Source organism: Paraclostridium benzoelyticum (assembly GCF_001006285.1).
Classification (GTDB): domain Bacteria; phylum Bacillota; class Clostridia; order Peptostreptococcales; family Peptostreptococcaceae; genus Paraclostridium; species Paraclostridium benzoelyticum.
On sequence record NZ_LBBT01000240.1, the window covers coordinates 1 to 22,064 of the forward strand.

At 28.1% G+C, this 22,064-nt stretch carries 21 protein-coding genes, 1 pseudogene and 1 riboswitch; of the genes and pseudogenes, 17 read left to right on the top strand and 5 right to left on the bottom strand.

Features of this window, described 5'->3' with window-relative positions; genetic code table 11:
- Positions 1–33 precede the first annotated feature (33 nt).
- Entirely contained in the window at positions 34–606 is a 573-nt protein-coding gene (locus VN21_RS11850) for an NAD(P)H-dependent oxidoreductase (RefSeq protein WP_046823469.1), read from the top strand.
- Positions 607–871: 265 nt separating this feature from the next.
- Here VN21_RS11850 and VN21_RS11855 read toward each other — a convergent pair whose 3' ends face one another.
- Together VN21_RS11855 and VN21_RS11860 are read right to left on the bottom strand one after the other, a co-directional pair.
- A complete protein-coding gene (locus tag VN21_RS11855; RefSeq protein WP_046823470.1) occupies positions 872–1,345 on the bottom strand; it encodes a hypothetical protein in 474 nt (157 codons plus the stop codon).
- 22 nt (positions 1,346–1,367) lie between these two features.
- Positions 1,368–2,633, bottom strand: a complete 1,266-nt coding sequence (locus VN21_RS11860; protein WP_046823471.1) for an ArsB/NhaD family transporter — start codon at positions 2,631–2,633, stop codon at positions 1,368–1,370.
- A gap of 508 nt (positions 2,634–3,141) precedes the next feature.
- Positions 3,142–3,319: riboswitch (Lysine riboswitch) on the top strand.
- 109 nt (positions 3,320–3,428) lie between these two features.
- Here VN21_RS11860 and lysA point away from each other — a divergent pair.
- From lysA to VN21_RS11930, 14 genes and pseudogenes are all read left to right on the top strand, one after another.
- Positions 3,429–4,727, top strand: a complete 1,299-nt coding sequence (lysA, locus tag VN21_RS11870; protein WP_046823472.1) for a diaminopimelate decarboxylase — start codon at positions 3,429–3,431, stop codon at positions 4,725–4,727.
- 36 nt (positions 4,728–4,763) lie between these two features.
- Positions 4,764–6,014: pseudogene (locus VN21_RS11875) on the top strand (dicarboxylate/amino acid:cation symporter).
- Between the two features lie 228 nt (positions 6,015–6,242).
- Positions 6,243–6,980, top strand: coding sequence for a YwaF family protein (locus VN21_RS11880; protein ID WP_046823473.1), 738 nt, complete (start codon positions 6,243–6,245; stop codon positions 6,978–6,980).
- A gap of 114 nt (positions 6,981–7,094) precedes the next feature.
- Positions 7,095–7,256: a hypothetical protein gene (locus VN21_RS18695; RefSeq protein WP_021431375.1), complete on the top strand. Its 162-nt coding sequence runs from the start codon at positions 7,095–7,097 to the stop codon at positions 7,254–7,256.
- 225 nt (positions 7,257–7,481) lie between these two features.
- Positions 7,482–7,979 carry a GNAT family N-acetyltransferase gene (locus tag VN21_RS11885; RefSeq protein WP_046823474.1) on the top strand — a complete coding sequence of 166 codons (498 nt, stop codon included), beginning with the start codon at positions 7,482–7,484 and terminating at the stop codon, positions 7,977–7,979.
- A 153-nt stretch (positions 7,980–8,132) separates the two neighbouring features.
- On the top strand, positions 8,133–9,227 hold the full coding sequence (locus tag VN21_RS11890; protein ID WP_052952057.1) for an ABC transporter substrate-binding protein: 1,095 nt from the start codon (positions 8,133–8,135) through the stop codon (positions 9,225–9,227).
- Between the two features lie 83 nt (positions 9,228–9,310).
- Entirely contained in the window at positions 9,311–9,931 is a 621-nt protein-coding gene (locus tag VN21_RS11895) for a PHP domain-containing protein (protein WP_046823475.1), read from the top strand.
- Positions 9,932–9,990: 59 nt separating this feature from the next.
- Positions 9,991–11,034 (top strand): ABC transporter substrate-binding protein, encoded by a 1,044-nt coding sequence (locus tag VN21_RS11900; RefSeq protein ID WP_046823476.1) that lies wholly within the window; start codon positions 9,991–9,993, stop codon positions 11,032–11,034.
- Positions 11,000–12,676 (top strand): ABC transporter permease, encoded by a 1,677-nt coding sequence (locus tag VN21_RS11905; protein WP_226896703.1) that lies wholly within the window; start codon positions 11,000–11,002, stop codon positions 12,674–12,676. The genes VN21_RS11900 and VN21_RS11905 overlap by 35 nt, the downstream gene beginning before the upstream one ends.
- 15 nt (positions 12,677–12,691) lie before the next feature.
- Positions 12,692–13,639 (top strand): ABC transporter ATP-binding protein, encoded by a 948-nt coding sequence (locus VN21_RS11910; RefSeq protein WP_046823477.1) that lies wholly within the window; start codon positions 12,692–12,694, stop codon positions 13,637–13,639.
- Between the two features lie 39 nt (positions 13,640–13,678).
- Complete coding sequence (locus tag VN21_RS11915; protein WP_332840878.1) at positions 13,679–14,059, top strand: ribosomal maturation YjgA family protein; 381 nt, start codon at positions 13,679–13,681, stop codon at positions 14,057–14,059.
- A 186-nt stretch (positions 14,060–14,245) separates the two neighbouring features.
- Entirely contained in the window at positions 14,246–15,325 is a 1,080-nt protein-coding gene (locus VN21_RS11920) for a M24 family metallopeptidase (RefSeq protein ID WP_046823478.1), read from the top strand.
- Between the two features lie 81 nt (positions 15,326–15,406).
- Entirely contained in the window at positions 15,407–16,048 is a 642-nt protein-coding gene (locus tag VN21_RS11925) for a class I SAM-dependent methyltransferase (RefSeq protein ID WP_084822107.1), read from the top strand.
- 11 nt (positions 16,049–16,059) lie between these two features.
- Positions 16,060–16,578, top strand: a complete 519-nt coding sequence (locus VN21_RS11930; RefSeq protein WP_046823479.1) for an ECF transporter S component — start codon at positions 16,060–16,062, stop codon at positions 16,576–16,578.
- 68 nt (positions 16,579–16,646) lie between these two features.
- Here the strand turns inward: VN21_RS11930 and VN21_RS11935 are convergent, their stop codons facing one another.
- A complete protein-coding gene (locus tag VN21_RS11935) occupies positions 16,647–17,558 on the bottom strand; it encodes an IS3 family transposase (RefSeq protein ID WP_152650810.1) in 912 nt (303 codons plus the stop codon).
- A complete protein-coding gene (locus VN21_RS11940; RefSeq protein ID WP_046823480.1) occupies positions 17,531–18,214 on the bottom strand; it encodes a helix-turn-helix domain-containing protein in 684 nt (227 codons plus the stop codon). The genes VN21_RS11935 and VN21_RS11940 overlap by 28 nt, the downstream gene beginning before the upstream one ends.
- Positions 18,215–18,416: 202 nt before the next feature.
- Between VN21_RS11940 and VN21_RS11945 the strand changes: the two genes are divergently transcribed.
- Both VN21_RS11945 and VN21_RS11950 read left to right on the top strand, forming a co-directional pair.
- Positions 18,417–19,529, top strand: a complete 1,113-nt coding sequence (locus VN21_RS11945; RefSeq protein WP_046823481.1) for an NADH:flavin oxidoreductase — start codon at positions 18,417–18,419, stop codon at positions 19,527–19,529.
- Between the two features lie 109 nt (positions 19,530–19,638).
- Positions 19,639–20,850 (top strand): NAD(P)/FAD-dependent oxidoreductase, encoded by a 1,212-nt coding sequence (locus tag VN21_RS11950; protein WP_046823482.1) that lies wholly within the window; start codon positions 19,639–19,641, stop codon positions 20,848–20,850.
- 70 nt (positions 20,851–20,920) lie between these two features.
- On the opposite strand, the gene VN21_RS11955 is transcribed toward VN21_RS11950, so the two are convergent.
- Complete coding sequence (locus VN21_RS11955) at positions 20,921–22,033, bottom strand: alanine racemase (protein WP_046823483.1); 1,113 nt, start codon at positions 22,031–22,033, stop codon at positions 20,921–20,923.
- Positions 22,034–22,064 lie beyond the last annotated feature (31 nt).

The following is a 22,064-nucleotide window of genomic DNA, read 5'->3' on the forward strand; positions in this document are numbered from 1 at the left end:
AAAAACTAGCCAAAAGAAGAAAGGAATTAAAAAATGAATACTACAATAATAATTTCTAATCCAAATAAGAATTCATTCAATCAAAATATAATGGATAATGTAATTAAAGGCATTGAAAAATGCGGTAAAAATTATAGTATAATTGACCTATATCAAGACGAATTTAATCCTGTAATGACATCAGAGGAAGTTAAATTGTATACAAAAGGTGAATCTGATGATAATTTAGTTAAAAAGTATCAAAATATTTTAAAAGAAAGTGATGAAATAGTGCTTATATTCCCTATATGGTGGAATAATGTACCTGCAATGCTTAAAGGTTTTTTTGACAAAGTATTTATAAAAGAGTTTGCTTTTGAGGAAAAAAATAATAGACCTAAGGGTAAATTGAGCCACATAAAAAAAGGTATACTTATAACTACATCTGAAAGTGATACACAATATATCAAAAATGAATTAGGAAATCCTATAGAAAATACAATAATTAAATCTACATTAAACATTTGTGGGATTGAAAATATTAAATGGATTAATAATAACTTAGCGAATAACAGTGAAGCCGATAAAGATGAGTTTTTAAGCAATATAGAAGTTTATTTTTCTTAAGATAAAAGACAACTACATTTATGTAGTTGTCTTTTATTTAGATTATTTAATTTTCATATATAACTTGTAATATTAACTTAATTAAATCAATATTAATATCAATGTCGGTATTTATGCCTATAAGGTTATTTATATCTATAATTATTTGCTTTACTATTAATATAATAAATCAATTGAAAATTAAAGATATTTCAAACTAAACATAATTAACAAAATAAAAAAGGCAGATTAAAGTTAACTTTAATCTGCCTTTTTTATATGAATTTTATTTATCTAAAATATCTATTTTAGGAGATCTGTTTTTGGATTTTTTAAATAAATTCAATATATTATCAAGTTCACATTTTAACTTATCTAGATCCATTTTATCTATATTGTAATTTAAAAAAAGCTCTTCTATGTCAAAACTTATTGTATTTAGTTCATCTGTAATTTTTAAAAATAGATCGAAATTATTACTTTTTTTAGCATTCATAAATTTTTTAATATCTTTTTCTATAAAAGAAACTATTTCATATTCTTTATCAAAAACTCCTTCTGGAATTGGGTAAGGTTTTATTCTTTGGAGATAGTATTTATTTTTAGAATTTATATTATAGGTATATGAAACTTTTAAATTATTATCAATTTCAAACTCTATAAAATATAATATCCCGTGAATTTTCTTTATATCTGTTGCACCGATATATCTAAGTCGAGCTTCTATAGTGTCTCCATAAGCATTATCCAAAATATTCATTAGTATTCCTCCTAAAGTTTATTTAAAATCGGATTAGTAAATAAATAGTTGCGATTATTATTGAAAAAATCATAAGTGGAAAGCCTATTTTAAAATAGTCTTTAAAACTTATAGGGCATCCATTTTTTTGACCTACATTAGCGAGAACTATATTAGCGGAAGCTCCTATTAATGTACCGTTGCCACCAAGACAAGCTCCTAGAGAAGTTGCCCACCATATGGGCATTACATCTATACCTTGGCCTTGCATAGTTAGTATAAGTGGAATTAATGTAGCTACAAAAGGTATATTATCTAAGAATGATGAAATTATAGCCGATAACCAAAGTATAACTAGCATTGTTACAACTAAGTGACCACTTGTTGCACTTATTAAATATTCAGCAATACTATTTATTATTCCAACCTCAACAAGACCTCCTACTATTACAAATAATCCTCCAAAAAATGCGATAGTTGACCATTCAATACTAGAAAGTATTTCATCAACATCTTGCTTACCTATAAACATCATTATAGTAGCTCCTGTCAAAGCGACTATACTAGATTCAAGGTTCAAAACATTGTGCAACACAAATCCAAGTAAAATAAATATAATCATAATAATACTTTTTATAAGAAGTGGTTTATCTTTAATTGCTTTTTTTTCATCTAAACTTAAAATTTTTTCTTTTGATTTATCATCTACAAAAAGTTGTTTTTTAAACATAAATTTAAAACATAAGATAGTTAAAAATAGAATGATTATAACTATAGGACCTAAGTTTATTATAAAGTCTGAAAAACTTAGGTTTGCTGCGCTACCTATCATTATATTAGGAGGGTCACCAATTAGAGTTGCAGTCCCTCCTATGTTAGATGCTAGAATTTGAGTTACTAAAAATGGAGTTGGATTTATATTTAGTATTTGAGTTATAACTATGGTCATTGGACCTATCAATAAAACGGTAGTAACATTATCTAAAACAGCTGATAAAATAGCGGTTAAAATTATAAAACATAGCATAATTTTCCAAGGATCTCCCTTTGATTTTTTAGCTGATAAAATAGCTATGTATTCAAACACCCCTGAATTTTTAATAACCGAAACAAATAGCATCATACCTATTAAAACTCCAATTGTATTAAAATCAATATGATTAAGACTTTGTTCCACTGATAATATATTAAATATAATCATAAGTAAAGCTCCGGCCATTGCTGCAATAGCTCTATTTACTTTTTCTGAGATAATAGCTAACATAACCACTAAAAATATACTGATAGCTATTACTTGTTTAATAAGCACTAATATCGCCCCCTTAGTATAATAAAGATATTAAAACCTATAAGTAGAGTATAGTTGAAAAAAATTAAATGTGTTAAAAAAAAGCAAATTTCTTTTAAAACAAAGAAAAATAGTAAGTTTTCTAAATATTATTAAGCACTCTTAATTGAAAATTTAAAGTTTAATTAATAAAGTTAAGTAACATTTAAAAGATTTGCAGAATAATATTAAAAAGCAGTATATATATTAATGAAATATATATACAATTAATGATGTAGACAAGCGAATGTGGCGGAATTGGCGGACGCACCAGACTAGGACCTGGCGCCATTGGCGTGGGGGTTGACTCCATTCATCCGCACCAATAAATAAAAAACTCGTACTCGTATTACTTATAATGCTAGTACGAGTTTTTTATTTAATTAAAGTTAATTTTGAAACAATATTACATCAAATTAAAATTTAAATAAAATAAAATTGTTGACAATTATAAATTAGGTATGTAAAATTACATATAAATAAATTGAATACGAATTGTAGAGGTCGCGATAATAATCAGTACCAATAATGAGTTAAGCAACGAAGAGTTATTGGGAAAGGTATTATTGCCGAAGGATATAGCTGATGCTTTAAGGCTATGTACCTGGGGATGTATATAATATATGCATAACTGTCACAATATTAAATTGTGTTGAGCTACATTTAAGGAATAGATGCTATATATTTTTAGCTAAATTTTAATCCCCCTTAAGTGAAACTTAAGGGGGATTTTTGTTTATAAAAAATGATTCATACAAAAATAGGAGGGCTTAAGATATGAAATTACAAGGTACTATGTCAGTAAAAGGAAATGAATTATATATAGGTGGAGTTGGATGTAAAGAACTTAGAGATAAATATAAAACACCACTTTATGTATTTGATGAGGAATTAGTCAGAAATAATTGTAAAGAATATATAAAACATTTCAAGGTTAATGAAAATAAAAACAGAGTTGCATATGCAGGTAAAGCATTTTTACCAATTTATATGTGTAAATTAATAGCTGAAGAAGGCTTATACCTTGACGTAGTATCAGGTGGTGAACTTTTCACAGTTTATAAATCAGGCTTTCCTATGGAAAAAGTATTATTTCATGGAAATAATAAAACAATAGATGAAATTGAAATGGGCGTAAGTCTTGGAGTTGGAAGATTTGTTGTAGATAATTACTATGAACTGGAGTTATTACAAAGCATTTGTGAACAAAAAAATAAAATTCAATCTATATATTTTAGAATAACACCAGGGATAGAAGCTCATACTCATGATTATATACAAACAGGACAAATTGATTCGAAATTTGGATTTGCATTATCAAATGGAGATCTACAAGATGCATTAGAAAATATTAAAAAATATGAAAATATAAACCTAGTAGGATTACATGCACATATAGGATCTCAAATTTTTGACGTAGCCCCATATTTAGATGAAGTTGAAATAATGATGAACCTAGTAAAAGAAATAAAACAACAACATGACATAAACATAGAGGAAGTTGACTTAGGTGGAGGTGTAGGTGTTTATTATACAGAGAGTGATGAACCTAAAACAATAAAAGAATTTTGTAGTGAAATAATAAAAAAAGTTGATGATGTATGTAAAGATATAAACATAAGTGTTCCGATATTAATAATAGAGCCAGGAAGATCCATAGTTGCAAATGGAGGTAGCACAATATACACAGTGGGATCTATAAAGGATATAAAAGATGTAAGAACGTATGTAAGTGTTGATGGTGGAATGACAGACAATATAAGACCATCATTATATCAGGCAGGGTACGAATGTTCAATTGCTAACAAAATGGGTATAGATAAAAATAATAAAGTTACAATAGCTGGTAAATGTTGCGAAAGTGGTGATATACTAATAACAGATGTTGATGTTATGGATATAGAAAGTGGAGATATATTAATAATGTCATCAACTGGAGCGTATGGATATTCAATGTCATCAAACTACAATAAAATAATAAAGCCTGCAGTAGTATCTGTTAAAGATGGCAAAAGTAAATTAATATGCAAAAGAGAAAGCTTTGAAGATCTTTTAAGATTAGAAATCGCTGACTAAAGGTAAAAAATTAAATAAGACACAAAGGAGAAAATAATGAAGTCATTTTGGAAGAATTACAAATCATCAATAATCTTAATTTTAGCAATTATATTAGGTGGAATCGTCGGAGCTATAATGGGCGCTAAGGCAGACATATTTAAGCCAGTAGGAGACTTATTTTTAAATTTATTATTCATGACATTAGTACCATTAGTATTTTTTAGTGTAACTTCAGCAATTTCTAATATGGGAGAAATGAAAAGATTAGGAAAAATATTAAAAAATATAGTTTTAGTATTCGCAATGACTGCTATAATATCATCTATTATAGGGATAATTGGAGTTATAATTATCAATCCAACAAAAGGATTAAATCCAGATATGTTTGCAAATTTAATGCAAAGTTCGGTAGAAAAAGTAGATACAGAAAAAGTTGGGTTATTACAGCAACTTGTAAACACAGTTACAGTAAGTGACTTTAAAGATTTACTATCAAAAGCAAATATGCTACAACTTATTATATTCTCAATTTTAGTAGGTATAGCAACAGCTATGGCAGGAGAGATTGCAAAACCTATAGCTACATTCACTCAAGCAGGTGCTGCAGTTATGATGAAATTAGTAAACTTAATAATGAAGTTAGCACCTATAGGATTAGGATGTTATTTTGCAACTGTAATAGGAGAATTAGGACCATAAATATTATCAGGATATGCTAAAGTCTTTGTATTGTATATAATTCTAGCAGCTATATGCTATGCAGGTATATTTACATTATATGCTTATATAGCTGGAGGAAAACAAGGAGTTGAAGTGTTTTGGAAAAATGCTATAGCACCTACAGTTACGGCTTTAGCAACTTGCTCTAGTGCAGCATCAATACCGGTTAATTTAGATGCTAGTAAAAAAATGGGAGTACCAAATGATATAGCAGAAACTGTAATACCTCTAGGTGCAAACATACACAAAGATGGATCTGTAATAGGCGGAGTTTTAAAAATAACTTTCTTATTTGGACTATTTGGAAGGGATATAACTAGTATATCTGCAATAATTTCTATAGTTTCAGTATCTTTCTTAGTTGGAGCAGTTATGGGTGCAATTCCAGGAGGAGGTATGATGGGAGAAATGCTAATATTAAGTGTATATGGATTCTCTCCAGAGGTTCTTCCTATAATAGCAGTAATTAGTACTATAATAGATGCACCAGCTACTGTTTTAAACTCCACGGGTAACACAGTATGTTCTATGATGGTTGCTAGACTTGTAGAAGGAAAAGAATGGATGAAAGTAAAGTTAAGCTAAAATAAAAATGTACTTATATATAAATCTAAAGCCTCTATTATTTAATAGAGGCTTTAAAAATGTAAGTGTGTTTTTATATTAAGGTTTATATATAGATTATTAGGATGTTAAATTATTACATATATTATGTAACAAAAAAGTTTTTAATTCTTACAAAATTGACATTTGATAAATGTATTTTATGTATTTATAATATTGAAGGGATAAAATTAGATTAAGGAGACATTTATGAATAAATTTCATTATTTTTTTAGAACTTCAATAGAAAGAAATAACTTTTCTAACTTTGGAGTCATACATTTAATATTGTTGGGGATAACTTTGCTAGGGATAGTAATTATTATTAATAAAAAAAGAGAAAATAGATTATTTGAATTATTTATAGGAATAGCGCTATTAATTCAACAAACAACATTATATTTATGGTACCTTAAAGGCAATTACCATTTTGTACAGGAAGGGTTGCCACTGTTTCATTGTAGGATAGCTATAATTTTAATCTCCATTGGTATGATATTTAAAAAAGATTTCATGATGAAAATGGGATCATACTGGGGGGTATTTGGAGCGATTTCAGCACTATTATTTCCAGGGCTTGATCCATTTGTTTTTCCTCATATGACTCAATTTTCATATTTTATAGGACATATTTTGTTGCTTTGGGGGTCTATATATTTACTAAATGTAAAAAAGGTAGGGATGAGTAAAATTGATTTTAAGAAAGTGTTTATTATAACTAACTTATATCATATAGCTATGTTTAATATAAATAATTTAATAAATTCAAATTATGCATATATGAAGTCGTCTCCAATTGGAATAGGTAATAAATTAAATCCAATTTTATATGGATTTATAGTTATGATGATATTTAACTCGATTTTAAGTTTAGAGTACTTTGCTCTAAATAATAAAAAAGAATCTATAGTAGAAGAATGCTACGAAATGGAATTAATAAAAATATAAGCCTATAGAAAAAAGTTTTTGGTATATACTTAGAGTATGTAGAAAAAATTTTTCACAATTATACTAAATTTAGAATAGATAATATTAAATATACTTATTATTAGGAGAAGAATAATGCAAGAAATAAAAAATGCAATTATACTATTACTACATTTCTTTGCTTTTTTAACTTTATTTTATTTACTTTCAGAACAATACATGGTTGCAATAATGTTATTAGGACTAGCTTTACTTGGATTTAGTGTTATAAAATATAGTAACAACGATGTAAAATAGTATTTACTAATTTAACTAAACTCAGGAAAATAAAAAAATTAAAAATGAACTTAAAAAAAGTAGGAGCATTATGCTTCTATTTTTTTATTTATATACCTTAGCAATAAAATAGTATTTTTTTGATATGAAGATACATAGAATTTAAATAGATAAAAGTTTAAAAAGTTATAAATTGGTACAAGCTTAAACCATCGAACAGATAAATCCAGTATGGGAGGATGAATAATGAAATATTCTATAAGAAATATAGATTTAGAAAGCGATAAAGATTTTATATTAGAAAGTCATTGTAAAATTAACTTTAAATGTGAAAGTAAATGGACTGTTGAATGTGGATATGATAGGTATAAATCTAAGTGGTTTTCAACAGACAATCCAAGTAAATTTTTAAAAGCTTTAACAAAAAGTTTGAAAGAAAGCAGAGCATTAGGGTTAATAGTTCAAGACGGAGTAAAGAAAATAGGATACTGTTGGGTTAGCTTTTATGATATTAAAGACTATGATATATCAATAGCAGAGATTAATGATATTTTAATTATTGATAGTTATAAAAATAAAGGTATCGCAAGTTTTTTAATTAAGCATGTAGAAGAACAATGCAAAATAAATGGAGCGAAAGTTTTAAGATCGGGAACTGGTATAAATAATTTAGCATCTATAAAACTGCATGAAAAGCTAGATTTTCAAACATACAGGGTAGAGTTTGAAAAAGTTTTATTATAAATTCATAGGCAATTTAATAAAAAGCAGGGGCAAGTCATTTTAACCCTGCTTTTGTTGTATAGATAAAATCTATTTCTGAATGGTAATATATAGAAATTATGAATTTGAAGAAAAATTCATAATAATGTAAACTTAGGAGGAAAAAGCTCGAAAATGAATGAAGTGGAGAGCTTAATAAATGGAGAAAGTGGGAGTAAAATGAAATTGAAAAAATTAGTAACATCATTATTAGTTGCAACTTTAACAATAGGGGTCGTAGGTTGCACTAATAATAAAGGAAGTTCATCTAAGTATGAAAAAAATAATTTAGAGGGTGCAACTCTTAAAGTTGTAGCTGCACATGGAGCTAAGGAAGATATATTTGGAAAATTTACGGAAGATACTGGAATTAAAGTGGAATTTATAGATATGTCTTCAGGAGAGGTTTTATCTAGAATAAAAGCTGAAAATGGTAAACCAATGGCAGATGTATGGTTTGGAGGGGGAGCTGATAGCTTTATAGCAGCAAAAGAAGCTGATTTATTAGAACCATATATATCAGAAGAATCAAAAACTATACCAGACAAATATAAAGATAAAGAAGGATATTGGACAGGAACTTCGCTAGTTACAGTAGGGTTCATGGTAAATAATGACTTATTAAAAGAAAAAGGATTAGAATCTCCAAAGACATGGACAGACTTAGCAGATTCTAAATATAAAGGGGAAGTTATGATGGCGGACCCATCGATTTCAGGAACTAACTATGCTATGGTAAATGGATTAATACAAAATATGGGAGAAGAAAAAGCATGGAATTATTTTAATAAACTTAACTCGAATATACCGTTTTTAGCTAAAAGAGGTTCTGAACCTGCAAATAAAGTATGCTCAGGGGAGTTTGCAGTTGGAGTAATACCTATGACAGGTGAATATTTTGTTATGGAAGATCAGTATCCTGTAAGTACAATATACCCAGAAGATGTTATTCCGTGGATACCTGCTCCAGTTGCTATATTTAAAAATGCAGAAAATACCGAAGCAGCAAAAGCATTTGTGGATTGGTCGTTATCTGAAAAAGGACAAACATTTATACAAGAAAAAGATCCGAGATACATGTCTAGACCAGAAATTAAGCCTGTTAAATCTGTTGAAAATATGCCTTTGGACAAACTTGTAGATTTAGATATCCAAAAACTAGGAACTGAAAGAGAACATATTTTAAATAAATGGAGTGAAGATTTTGGAAATAAGCTAATAAAACCGTAAATTTAATAAAAGGGATGGTTATAGATTGACTATCCATTTTATTAATTTACTTCTTGATTAGGTTATAAAAGGAGATGTTTATTATGCTAGTAGATTTACATATACATGAAAGTACTTACTCTGCAGATAGTAAAATTACTTTAAAGGAAATAATAGAAGAAGCAAAAAGAAAAGGATTACAAGGTGTTTGTATAACTGATCATGACAATAATTATATAGAAGAAAAAGCTATAGAGATATCGAAAGAATTAAATTATCCAGTATTTGTGGGAGTGGAATACCTAACATATGATGGGGATATAGTTGCATTTGGATTGGATGAGGTACCTAATGTAAAAATGAGTGCGCAAGAATTTGTAGAATTAGTGATTTCTGAAGGAGGAGTTTGTATAAGTGCACATCCATACAGAAATAACAATAGAGGGTTAGAGGATAAAATAAAAATTGTAAAAGGATTAAGTGCAATAGAAGCTTTTAATGGAAATACAGATGATGAAAATAATAAAAAAGCTTTTTATGTATCTAAAGAGTTAAATATTCAGGCTATAGGTGCAAGTGATGCTCATCATTTACATAAAGTAGGCAAATTTGCAACTTTGTTGCCATATGAGGTATATGATACTCAAGGTCTTATTAAGGCGATAAAAAGCAATGAGTGTAAACCGGCTATATATAAAGATGGAAAATATATAATAGTTAAATAGTAAATATATAATACTCAAAAGTTATAACCTAAAATAAAATAACAGAAAGTGGGATAGACATGAAGTTTAAAAAATTGATGACATCGTTATTGGTCGGAACTTTAGCTATAGGTGTTGTAGGATGTAGTAATAATAAATCAGAAAATAAAGTTAATAGTATGACAGATGGAAAAACTCTTAAAGTAGTCTCTGCTTATGGAGGACAAGAAGAAATATTTAAAAAGTTTACTAAAGACACTGGAGTTAAAGTAGAATTTATAGATATGTCTTCAGGAGAAGTACTATCAAGAATAAAAGCGGAAAATGGAAAACCCATAGCGGATTTATGGTTTGGAGGAGGAGCTGATAGCTTTATAGCAGCAAAAGAAGCTGATCTTTTACAACCTTATATATCAAAAGAATCAAAAAATATACCGAAAGAATACAAAGATAAAGAAGGATATTGGACTGGAGTATCTTTAGTTACAGTAGGATTTATGGTAAATAATGAAATAATAAAAGAAAAGGGACTAGACATTCCTAGAAATTGGGATGATTTAACAAATGAAAAATTAAAAAGTGAAGTTATGATAGCAGACCCTTCTATATCTGGAACAAATTATGCTATGGTAAGTGGATTAATACAAACTTGGGGAGAATATAAAGCATGGAAATATTTTGAAAATCTAAATAGAAATATTTCATTTTTTGCAAAAAGAGGATCAGAACCAGCAAATAAAGTTCAAGCTGGTGAATTTGGGGTAGGAATAATACCTGTATCAAAAGATTCGTTCGAAGCACAAAAACAATATCCTGTAACGATAGTATATCCAGAAGATATATTACCGTGGGTACCAGCTCCTGTAGCCATATTTAAAAATGCAGAAAATGCAGAAAGTGCAAAAGTATTTATTGACTGGGCCTTATCTAAAGATGGACAAGAGTTTATACAAACACAAGATCCAAGGATAATGACTAGACCAGATGTAAAGGAACCAGAAGGGGTAGGTAGAATTCCTACAGATAGATTTGTTAAGTTAGATGTTGAAAAGTTAGGATTAAATAGAGATGAGATACTAGGTAAGTGGAATGAACAATTTGGAAATGAATCATCAAAACAATAAATCAAATGAGCGGGTAGTTAAAAATTTAGCTATCCGTTTAAGCGATTATATAGAAAAAATACTAATATTAGCTATTATATTAAGCATATTAGTATTTATACTATATCCAGTAATATCGGTAATCTCTACAAGCTTTATTGGAGAAGGGAAAATTTCATTAGAAGAATATAAAACCTTATTTAATCCTATAAATATACAACTTATAAAAAACAGTGTATGGACATCTACATTATCATCTATATCATCAATAATAATAGCAAGTATAATTGCTATTTACATAGTATTTAGTAATAACAAAGATATTAAATTTATAAATTACTCTTTAGTTTTAACTATGATATCGCCTCCGTTTGTTGGATCGTTAGCATTTATAGTGCTATTTGGCAGAAGAGGGATAATCACACATGACTTACTAGGCCTTAGTATAAATCCATATGGATGGCAAGGAATAGTATTAATGCAGTCAATAGGAGAAATATCATTTGCATCACTAATGCTAGTTGGAATTTTTAAAAACATAGATAACAGATTAATTTCAGCATCTAGAGATTTAGGAGCATCATCATTTGAAACTATAAAAAGAGTTATATTACCATTAGCTACACCAGGTATATTAGCAACTCTTTTTATAATATTTACTAAAAATCTTGCCGATTTTGGAACCCCTATAATTATTGGGGGTAATTTTAATGTATTAGCTACAGAAGCTTATTTAACGGCAATTGGAAGAGCAAATTTGCCAAAAGCTGCAGCTATGAGTGTTGTTTTAATAATACCTGCAATAATAGCATTTTATTTTTATAGAAAAAGTATGAAAAAAATAGGTAGTTTATCAGGAGGAACAAAATCTAGTACAAGTAAACATATTGATTTTAATATATCCAAACCTGTAAAGTTAATTTTAGGCATAATTACTTGGGCGTTTATAGCTATAATATTAATTCAATATATAACTATATTTATATCAGCTATATCTAATAGGGCTTCAGGAAGTTTAACATTTACATTAGATTATATAAAAACATTTAAATTAACAAATTTGGATTCATTTATGAGAAGTATAAAATATTCCTTAGTGGCAGGTTTTTTAGCAAGTTCAATAGGAATTTTACTATCTTATTACGTTGAAAGAAGAAATATATACGGAATGAGATTTATTGAATTTATAGCATCTTTACCGTATATAATACCAGGAACATTTTTTGGAATAGGATATATACTTGCTTTTAATAAAAAACCTTTATTATTAATTGGGACTGTGGCCATAGTTGTTTTAAATTGTACATTTAGACAAATATCAGTTGGAAGTAAAGGAGCTAGTGCGCTTTTTTCCAATATAGATAAACAAATAGAAAAAGCGGCTACGGATCTGGGGGCCCCTAAGCTAATGATAATAAAAGATATAATAATACCTTTATTAAAACCAGCATTCTTATCAAGTTTTATAAATACTTTTACATCTACAATGACAACTGTAGGGGCTATAATTTTTCTAATATCGCCAGGAGCTAATGTAGCTACAGTAGAAATGTTTAATGCCATAAAAAATGGGAACTATGGAGTAGGATCTGTTATAGCATGTTTGATAATAATTATAACTTTTACAGTAAACATTTTAGCTATAAAAACTATAGATAATTGATAGGAGGGACAGTAGGTGTTTTTAAAATTAAATAATATAAAAAAAGAATTTTCAAAAGAAAACGGAGTAACTGATATAAATTTACAAATAAACAAAGGTGAATTAGTAACTCTATTAGGGCCTAGTGGTTGTGGAAAAACGACTACACTTAATATTATAGGAGGATTTTTAAAGCCAGATAACGGAACTATTATATTGGAAGATGCAGATATAACTTTACTACCTCCAGAAAAAAGGCCAATAGCAACGGTATTTCAAAGTTATGCATTATTTCCACATATGAATGTTATTGAAAATATAAGTTATGGATTAAAATACACAACAAATTTTAGGAAAAAAGAAAGACTTAATGCTGCAAAAGAATATATAAATATTGTAGGTCTAAAAGGATATGAATATGAACATGTAGGTGATCTTAGTGGAGGACAACAGCAAAGAGTGGCATTAGCTAGAGCATTGATAACTAAACCAAAACTTTTATTATTAGATGAGCCATTTAGCAATTTGGATGCTAAATTGAGGATAAAAATGAGAGAAGAAATTAAACAAATTCAAAACATGTTTAACATAACTATGATATTTGTAACTCATGACCAAGAAGAAGCTTTAAGCATATCAGATAGAATTGTTGTTATGGATAGAGGGGAAATTATTCAGGTAGGTACACCTAGAGAAATATATAGAAATCCTACAAATGAGTATGTAGCCTCATTTATAGGAAAGTCAAATATTATTGAAATTAATGGTTCTAAAAAGTTAATTAGACCAGAAGATATAGAATTAAATAAAGATATTAACGGTGAGTGGGAAATAAAAAATGAAATTTTTATAGGATCTTATACAAGATACATTATAGGAAAAAATAATGAAAGTATATTAGTTGATTTAAGTGGTATAGAGAAGAGTGAGTATAAATTGAAAGATAAAGTAAACATACGATTTAAGAATATTATAGATTTGTAAATATTAATAAAATTAGACGTAAGGAAAAGGAAAAACAAAATGAAAATAAGAATAAAGTATTTAGGAGTCACGATGTTTATAATGATTATAGGTCTATTATCAAGAAAATACATGAATATCTTTCCTAAAGCTATTGCCCCTTTTGTAGGAGATATGTTATGGGCTATGATGGTATATTTTGGATTGAGATTTTTAATTCCAAAATTAAAATTAGTAAAAACTTTAACACTAGCTATAATTTTTTCTTTTTCGATAGAAATAAGTCAATTATACCAAGCTGATTGGATAAACAATATAAGAGCTACAACTCTTGGAGGGTTGGTATTAGGACATGGTTTTTTATTTGAAGACTTAATCAGCTATAGTTTAGGTATAGTTATTGGATGTTTATTAGATTATTTTTTATGTGATAAGAGATAATACAATATTTTATAAAGTTTAAAATTGATACTTAGATGTTCAGTATGCGTCATATTTATGAAAATTCATATTTAATATCTAAAATCAAATATATTTCATTCTTATGAAAACATTACACGATGAGATTGACAATTAGCACATAAAAAATATACAATTTAAGTATAGCTAAAAAAGGGGGACTGCGATATGAATAAAATAGAAAAATTAGTTAAATTACTAGAGGAAAAAAATTTAGATGCAATTTATTTAACTAATGATCAAAATGTTAATTACATATCAAATTATAATGATGAAGATGCATTTGCAATTATATCTAAAAAAGGAAATTTTTTGATAACTGATACTAGATACATGGAGTTGGCAGAAAGTCTTTGCAAAGGGTTTGAATTAGTTAATTGGCATTTGTTTGACAGAAACATAGGTAAAGCAGTTGAAGATGTATGCTTAAAAAATAATATAAAAACATTAGGGTTTGAAGGATCTAGTTTAACATTTGAAAAATATGAAGCTTTTAAATCTCAGCTAGATAAAAGTGAAATAAATTTAGTGTGTTCAGATGGGCTTATAGAAGAATTAAGATATGTTAAAAATCAAGAAGAAATAGATAATATAAAAAAAGCTTGTGAAATAGCAGATAAAGCATTAGAAGAATTAATTCCACATATAAAGGTTGGAGTTACAGAAAGAGAATTAGCAGCTAAATTAGAATATTTTATGAAAATGAATGGAGCTCATAATTTGGGATTTGACACGATATTAATATCAGGAGCAAAAACATCTCTACTTCATGGAAAACCAAGTGATAAAAAGATTGAAAGAGGAGATTTATTGCTTATAGATTATGGGGCAATGTACAATGGATATAGATCTGATACTACAAGAACTTTTATAGTTGGAGAAGCAAATCAAAAGCAGATAGAATTATATGAGTTAATAAAAGAGGCTCAACTTGTAGGAATAGAGAATATGAAAGATGGTGTTCATGCAACAGTTCCAGATGCTAAAATTAGAGAAGTTGTTAAGGAGTATGAGCAATATTATTATAGAGGGTTAGGACACGGTATAGGAAGAGGATTACATGAAGAACCTTTCTTAGGTAATTATGGTACAAAAACTCTTAAAGCAGGCTGCGTTGTAACTATGGAACCTGGGGTATATTTCCCAGGATGGGGAGGAATTAGAATTGAGGATACTGTTTTAGTAACAAAAGAAGGACCTCAAATACTAACTAAATTTCCTAAGGAATTAATGATATTGGATAAATAAAATTTTTTTTGGATTTTTAAATTGACAAGCATAAATTAAAATCACTATACTTATAGTAAATAAACATTTGAAAATGAAGTCATGAAGGCTTTTAGCCTTCATGGCTTTTTTGTATTTAAAAAGGGGGATAAAATGAATCAAGTAGAGTTTTTTAACCAAATAGCTAAAGAATGGGATAGTATAATTGAAGTGAATGAGGAAAAAATCAATACACTATTATCAAAATTAAATATAACTGATAATAGTAAAGTATTGGATGTAGGAACAGGGACAGGGGTATTAATACCTTTTTTAAAATCATTAAACCCAAATGGATATATAAAGGGTGTAGATATTTCAAGTGAAATGCTTAACGTAGCTAGAGAAAAATTTAGAAATATTGAAAAGGTATCTTTTGAATTACTAGATGTAGAGAAAGATGTAATAAATGAAACTTATGATAGTATTGTTTTATACTCTATGTTTCCGCATTTAAAAGATAAAACAAATACTATTAAAAAACTAGTTGAAAAAAATTTGGAAAAAAGTGGACAACTTATAATAGCACATTCAAACAGTAGAGCGTTTTTAAACAATATGCATAAGGAAAAAAATGAGTGTGTAAGTGAAGATAGATTAATACCAGTTACTAATCAGAGGTATTTATTTGAAAAAGTGGGACTTAAAGTAGTAGATGCTTTTGAAGATAATGAGATTTATTACTTAGTTATAAAAAGATGTTAGGGGGATTTAAAATGAAAAGTAAAAATGTAGTTTTATCAGGGCTTTTTATTGCGTTTGGAATAATTTTACCTATGGTGTTTCATACGATTAGTTTAGGTGGTCAAATATTTTTACCTATGCATATACCAGTATTAATTGCCGGTTTTTTATTAGGGCCAGTTTGTGGAGGAATAGTTGGAATAGTTACACCTATATTAAGTGGTATCATGACTGGGATGCCACCTATAATACCGGTTATGCCTATAATGGCATTCGAACTTTTTGCATATGGAATTATAACTGGTTTTTTATTTAATAAAACTAAAAAAATATATATATCGCTGGTAGCCGCTATGATATGTGGTAGATTATTTGCAGTACTAGGAGCGTATTTAGTTTCATTGACTATAGCTCCACAAGTAAATCCTATGTTATTTGTATTTGGCAATATAGGGCAGGCTATACCAGGTATGTTAATACAAATAGTCTTTATACCGATGTTAGTTAAATTTATGATTAAAAATCCTGAAATTACAAAGGCTATAGCTTAATAAAATAAAAAAGTACATCTATAAATTGAACTGCTCCCTGTCAAGTAGACAGTGGAAATAATAAAAAATTAAGCAACTAAGGTCTGAGTCCTATATTCAATTGGACTTAGGCCTTTTAGCTTTTTCTGTAATCTTTTGTTATTGTAAAATTCTATATAATTATCAATGTCTAATTTTAACTCATCAAAGTTATTAAATTTTTTTAAATAATACATTTCAGACTTAATAATACCCCAAAACCCTTCTATAGGACCATTATCTATGCATCTTCCAACACGAGACATACTTTGAGTTGCTGAGACATTATCAAGCTTTAGCTTAAATGTTTTGCTTGTATATTGATATCCTCTATCACTATGAAACAATGGCTTAGCACTAGGATTTGCTTCTATTGCTATGTCAAATGTATCAAATACCAATTTATTGTTATTCGAGTGACCTAAAACATATGAAACTATACTATTATCATATAAATCTATTATTGCACTTAAATAGGCTTTCGTTCCATTACTTAACTTAAATTCAGTTACATCCGTTAACCATTTTTCATTCAGCGTAGCTGCGCTAAAATCCCTATCGAGTAAATTTTCAGCAGTAATTTGAGGTGTGCATTTAATATATTTTTTTCTTTTTCTACGAATAACTGATTGTAAATTCATAGACTTCATTAAACGATAGATTCTTTTATAATTGTATTTCTTATTTAAATTTCTATTAACATTCATAGTCATACGTCTATATCCATAAATGCCATTTACATCATTATATATTCGTACTATTTCTTCTGTAATAATTAAATTCTCTTTGTCTGTTAAAGTTTCTGATCTATTTAACCATTTATAGTATGAAGATCTTGCTATACCTGCAAAGTCACACAACCCTGAAATGGAATATCCTTGTTCATTTAATTCCTTTATTGTAATATATATAGTTTCTTTTTTAAAACTTCTTACTATCGCCTCCTTTCTACTTCCTCCAATTTTTTTAAGAAATTATTCTCCATTTCTAATCGTTTATTTTGGGCTTCTAATAATTTTATTTGAGAAATAAGTTTCTGAGACTCACTCATTTCATGAATACTTTTAGATTTACCTCTATTATCAATTAGAGATTCTTTCCCATTGGATTTATATTTTCTAACCCAAGTGTAAACTTGTTGATACGATACTTTATATTTATCTGAAGTTAATTGGTAATTATCATTATTTTCAATACAAAATGCTACTATTTCAACTCTTTCATCATAAGTTGTTTTTCTACCCTTAGCCATAAGTGGATTCTCCTTAATACTAGAAATATTACATTGCTTATGGCTATTATTATACCTTTTAATCCAGTTAAGAAGTACTGAATCAGAAGAAATATTATAGTTTCTACATGTTTCTAACAAGGATCCTTTACTAGAAAGATAATAGTCAACTGCTGAATCCTTGGTTTCTTTAGAATACTTTTTGTTATATGAAAACGGACGAAGGCCTTCGGCTCCATTTGTTTCATATTTTCTAACCCATCTATGAAACGATTCTCTTCTAATATTAAGTTCTTCACATATCTCACATGCTCTTTTTTCACCTGAAATATATGATTGTACAGATTTAATTTTTACTTCAAAAGATATCTTGGATTTTCTAGACATAAAAATACTCCCTTCATAGAAACAGTTTTATTATTTTAACTGTCTACTATAAAGGGAGCATATCAAATTATAGATGTACTTTTTTATTTAGAACATATATACTTTAATGCTTACGAAAAAGTGCGTACTTTTATAAAAAAAGTAAACGGCCTATAATAATTTACATATTAAATTAATACAAATAAAATTTTAGGAGGAAGAAATGAAGACGCTTTTTGATAAAACTAAAATATTAAATATGGAAATGAAAAATAGATTTTTAAGGGGAGCTTTATGGGAAGATTTAGCAGATGAGAAAGGTCACCTAACTCCTGAATTAATATCTATATATGAAGAACTGGCAAAAGGAGGTGTAGGAACTATAATAACTGGATATGCATTTGTTACTGAGTATGAACAGCCAAATCCAGGAATGATGGGTATATATGATGATTCATTTATACCAGAGTATAAAGATTTCACACAAAAAATTCATAATCTAGGATCTAATATAATAATGCAAATAGTGTACGGTGGATTTATGACGAATTTTAATGTTGGAGAAAGAACTATTTGGGGACCTTCAACCATTAAAAATGAAAATACTGGGACATGGGCAAAAGAAATATCTAAAGAAGAAATAAATTATTTAATAAATTCATATGCAAATGCAGCTAAAAGGGTAAAAGAATCAGGGTTCGATGGAGTTGAAATTCATTGCGGGCACGGGTATTTACTAAGCCAATTTTTATCTCCATACTATAATAAGAGAGAAGATGAGTATGGAGGAAATATAGAAAATAGAGGAAGAATAGTTTTTGAAATTTATAAGGCTATGAGATATGCAGTAGGTGAGAGTTTCCCTATATTAATAAAGTTAAATTCAGCTGACTATGTAAGTGAGGGTGGATTAACACAAGAGGATAGTTTATATGTAGCAAAAAAATTAGCTGATTTAGGAATTAATGCTATAGAAGTAACAGGTGGTAACGAGTCTATCAAGGAAGTAACAGAAAATAATTTAGGTGCAGCAAGAACAAAAATCGTTGTTTCAAAGGATAGAGAATCTTACTTTAAAGATTATGCTAAAAAACTATATGAGTTAGTAAACATACCGGTGATACTTATAGGTGGAAATAGAAATTTAGATATAATGGAAGATATATTGAATAAAGGGTATTCACAATATTTTTCACTATCTAGACCACTAACTGCAGAACCAGATTTAATAAGTAAATGGGAAAGAGGCGAACGAAAAAAAGCAAAATGCGTATCTTGCAACCAATGTTATAATACTCCTGGAAAGAGATGCATTTTAAATATAAGAGGTATTTAGTTTGAATTAATAAATAAAATGTGATTTGACTACTTTTAAAGTTATTTTAGGAATTTTAAAATTGATTAAGGATAAACTAAAATAATAATTAAAAAGTAGGAGTGAAATTATGCAAGAATATGTAAAAGGAAGTCCGATTTTTACAAATATAAATAATACAGATATACAATATAAATATTTAACAAAAAATATAGAAACAGATGTATTAATAGTTGGTGGAGGAGTAACTGGAGCTATATGTGCGTATTATTTAACTAAAAATAATATAAATACTACATTAATTGAAAAAGGAAGAATTGGGCATTTAAGTACAAGCGTTACAACATCTTTATTACAATATGAACTTGATGATAATTTATCTGAACTTAAAGAAACTCTATGTTTAAAGGATGCAATAAAAGCGTATAAGTTAGGATTAAAAGCACTAGATGAAATAGAAATTTTTATAAAAGAACATGGGAATTTTTGTGATTATATAAAAAGAGATACTTTATTATATACATCTAAGCAAAGTGAAGTAAAAGCTATAGAAAATGAATTTAAACAAAGAAAAGACTATGGATTTAATGTAGAGTATATAGATAAAAGTAACAATCCATATAGCTTTGATCTTAAAGGTGGAATAATATCAAAAAATGGAGGAGCTGAAATTGATCCATATAAATTTACACATCAATTAATTGAAGTAAGTCAAAAAAATAGGCTAAATATATATGAAAATACGGAGGCAAAAACTATAAATTATACAAATGATGGAGTAGAAATAGAAACTTGTTATGGATATAGAATTAAGGCAAAAAAAGTAATTGCTGCTACAGGATATAACACCACTTTATTTACCAAAAGAAATTTTGCGACTAAATACAATACTTTTAATATAGCTACCAAACCAATTGAAAGTATACAGGGTTGGAAAGATAATGTTTTAATAAGGGATAATTGTGATCCTTATAATTATTTAAGAACTACTGTAGATAATAGAATGATTATAGGTGGTGAAGATGTAGAATTTAAATATATTGATGACAATAAATTAGCACAAGAAAAATATGAAATACTAGAACAAAGACTTAAGTCGATGTTTAAAGACGTAAAAAACATTGAAATTGAGTATAAGTATTGTGGATGTTTTGCTAGTACTAAAGATAATTTGGGATTTATAGGTCCAGATCCTAAACATAAAAACTTATGGTACTGCTTAGGGTATGGAGCAAATGGCATATTATTTGCTATTCTTGGTGGTATTATGCTTAGTAAGTTGTACAGAAATGAAGTTGATGAAGATATGAGATTATTTGAAATAAGCAGATTTGACAACTAGATATAAAAAGAAAAAATATGACAGATAGTATATACTATCTGTCATATTTTGATGTCACCTATAATTTATATTACAATATAGGCTTTTTAGAATTTCCTCTTATATCAATATTTATTATTTCTACTACGTCTTCACCTCTATAACCAACAAGATAGCTAGTCATATTAGCACAAGAACAAGAATGGTTAGGTATTATTTGAATTTTATCTCCAACCTTTAATTTAGTGGCTCCTATTATTTGGATTTTTCCAACTTCTTCTGAAAGACCTATGATATTAAGTTCATCATGTCCTTTAACTTTTCCAAATCCTGTTATTAAGGCACTTCCGTGAGCTCCTTTATCAAGTCCTAAACACTTACTTCCCACATCAACTATGAATAAATCTTCACTTGGTCTAGATATTATAGTTCCAAGGGCTGTTAAAGAACAATCATCTTCTTTACATATATCTAATGATAATTGTATATTATCATAGAATGGGTAGTTACCAGGTCTTAAAACATCAAGACTAGGATCACTTACTACATCAAAGAATGTAGGCGTGCTTCCTGATGCAACTACATCTATTTCAAAGCCATTAGATTGTAAAAGCTGCTTAGCTGTACTCATACGCTCAACTTCTTGCTTAGATATAGGTGAAACTTCTTCAGGAGAAGCTACTGCATAAACGTGACCAGGATGTGTACTTATTCCTATCAATTTTAAGTTTTTAAATTGAGATAATTCTTTAGCTAAATTAGGTGAGTACTCAGGAGTAACACCTAATCTATTAAGTCCTGAATTTATTAATATGAAATATTCCATATTTATATCTTGTTTGACTAATTCATCGTTCCATAACTTAGCAGACTCAACATTATCAAAGCTAAGTATTATTCTTGCTTTTTTAGATAGTTCTATAGCTCTTTTAATGTTAGAAACGTTTGCTATTGGATAAGGGAATGTTATTGCTTTAATTCCTGACTCTACAAAAGCTTCTGCTTCATCAATTGTACCAACTAAAAGTCCTTTAGCACCGAAATCTATTTGCATTTGAGCTAACTTAGTTGATTTATGAGTTTTTGTCATAGGCCAAAGCTCTTTATTATTTTTATTACAAAGGTCTTGAACTACTTTTAAATTATTTTCTAATGCATCTAAATCTAATACAAAGTTTGGTGTAGATAATTCATTTATTTTCATATTTAAAATCTCCTTTAATTGATATAAATTA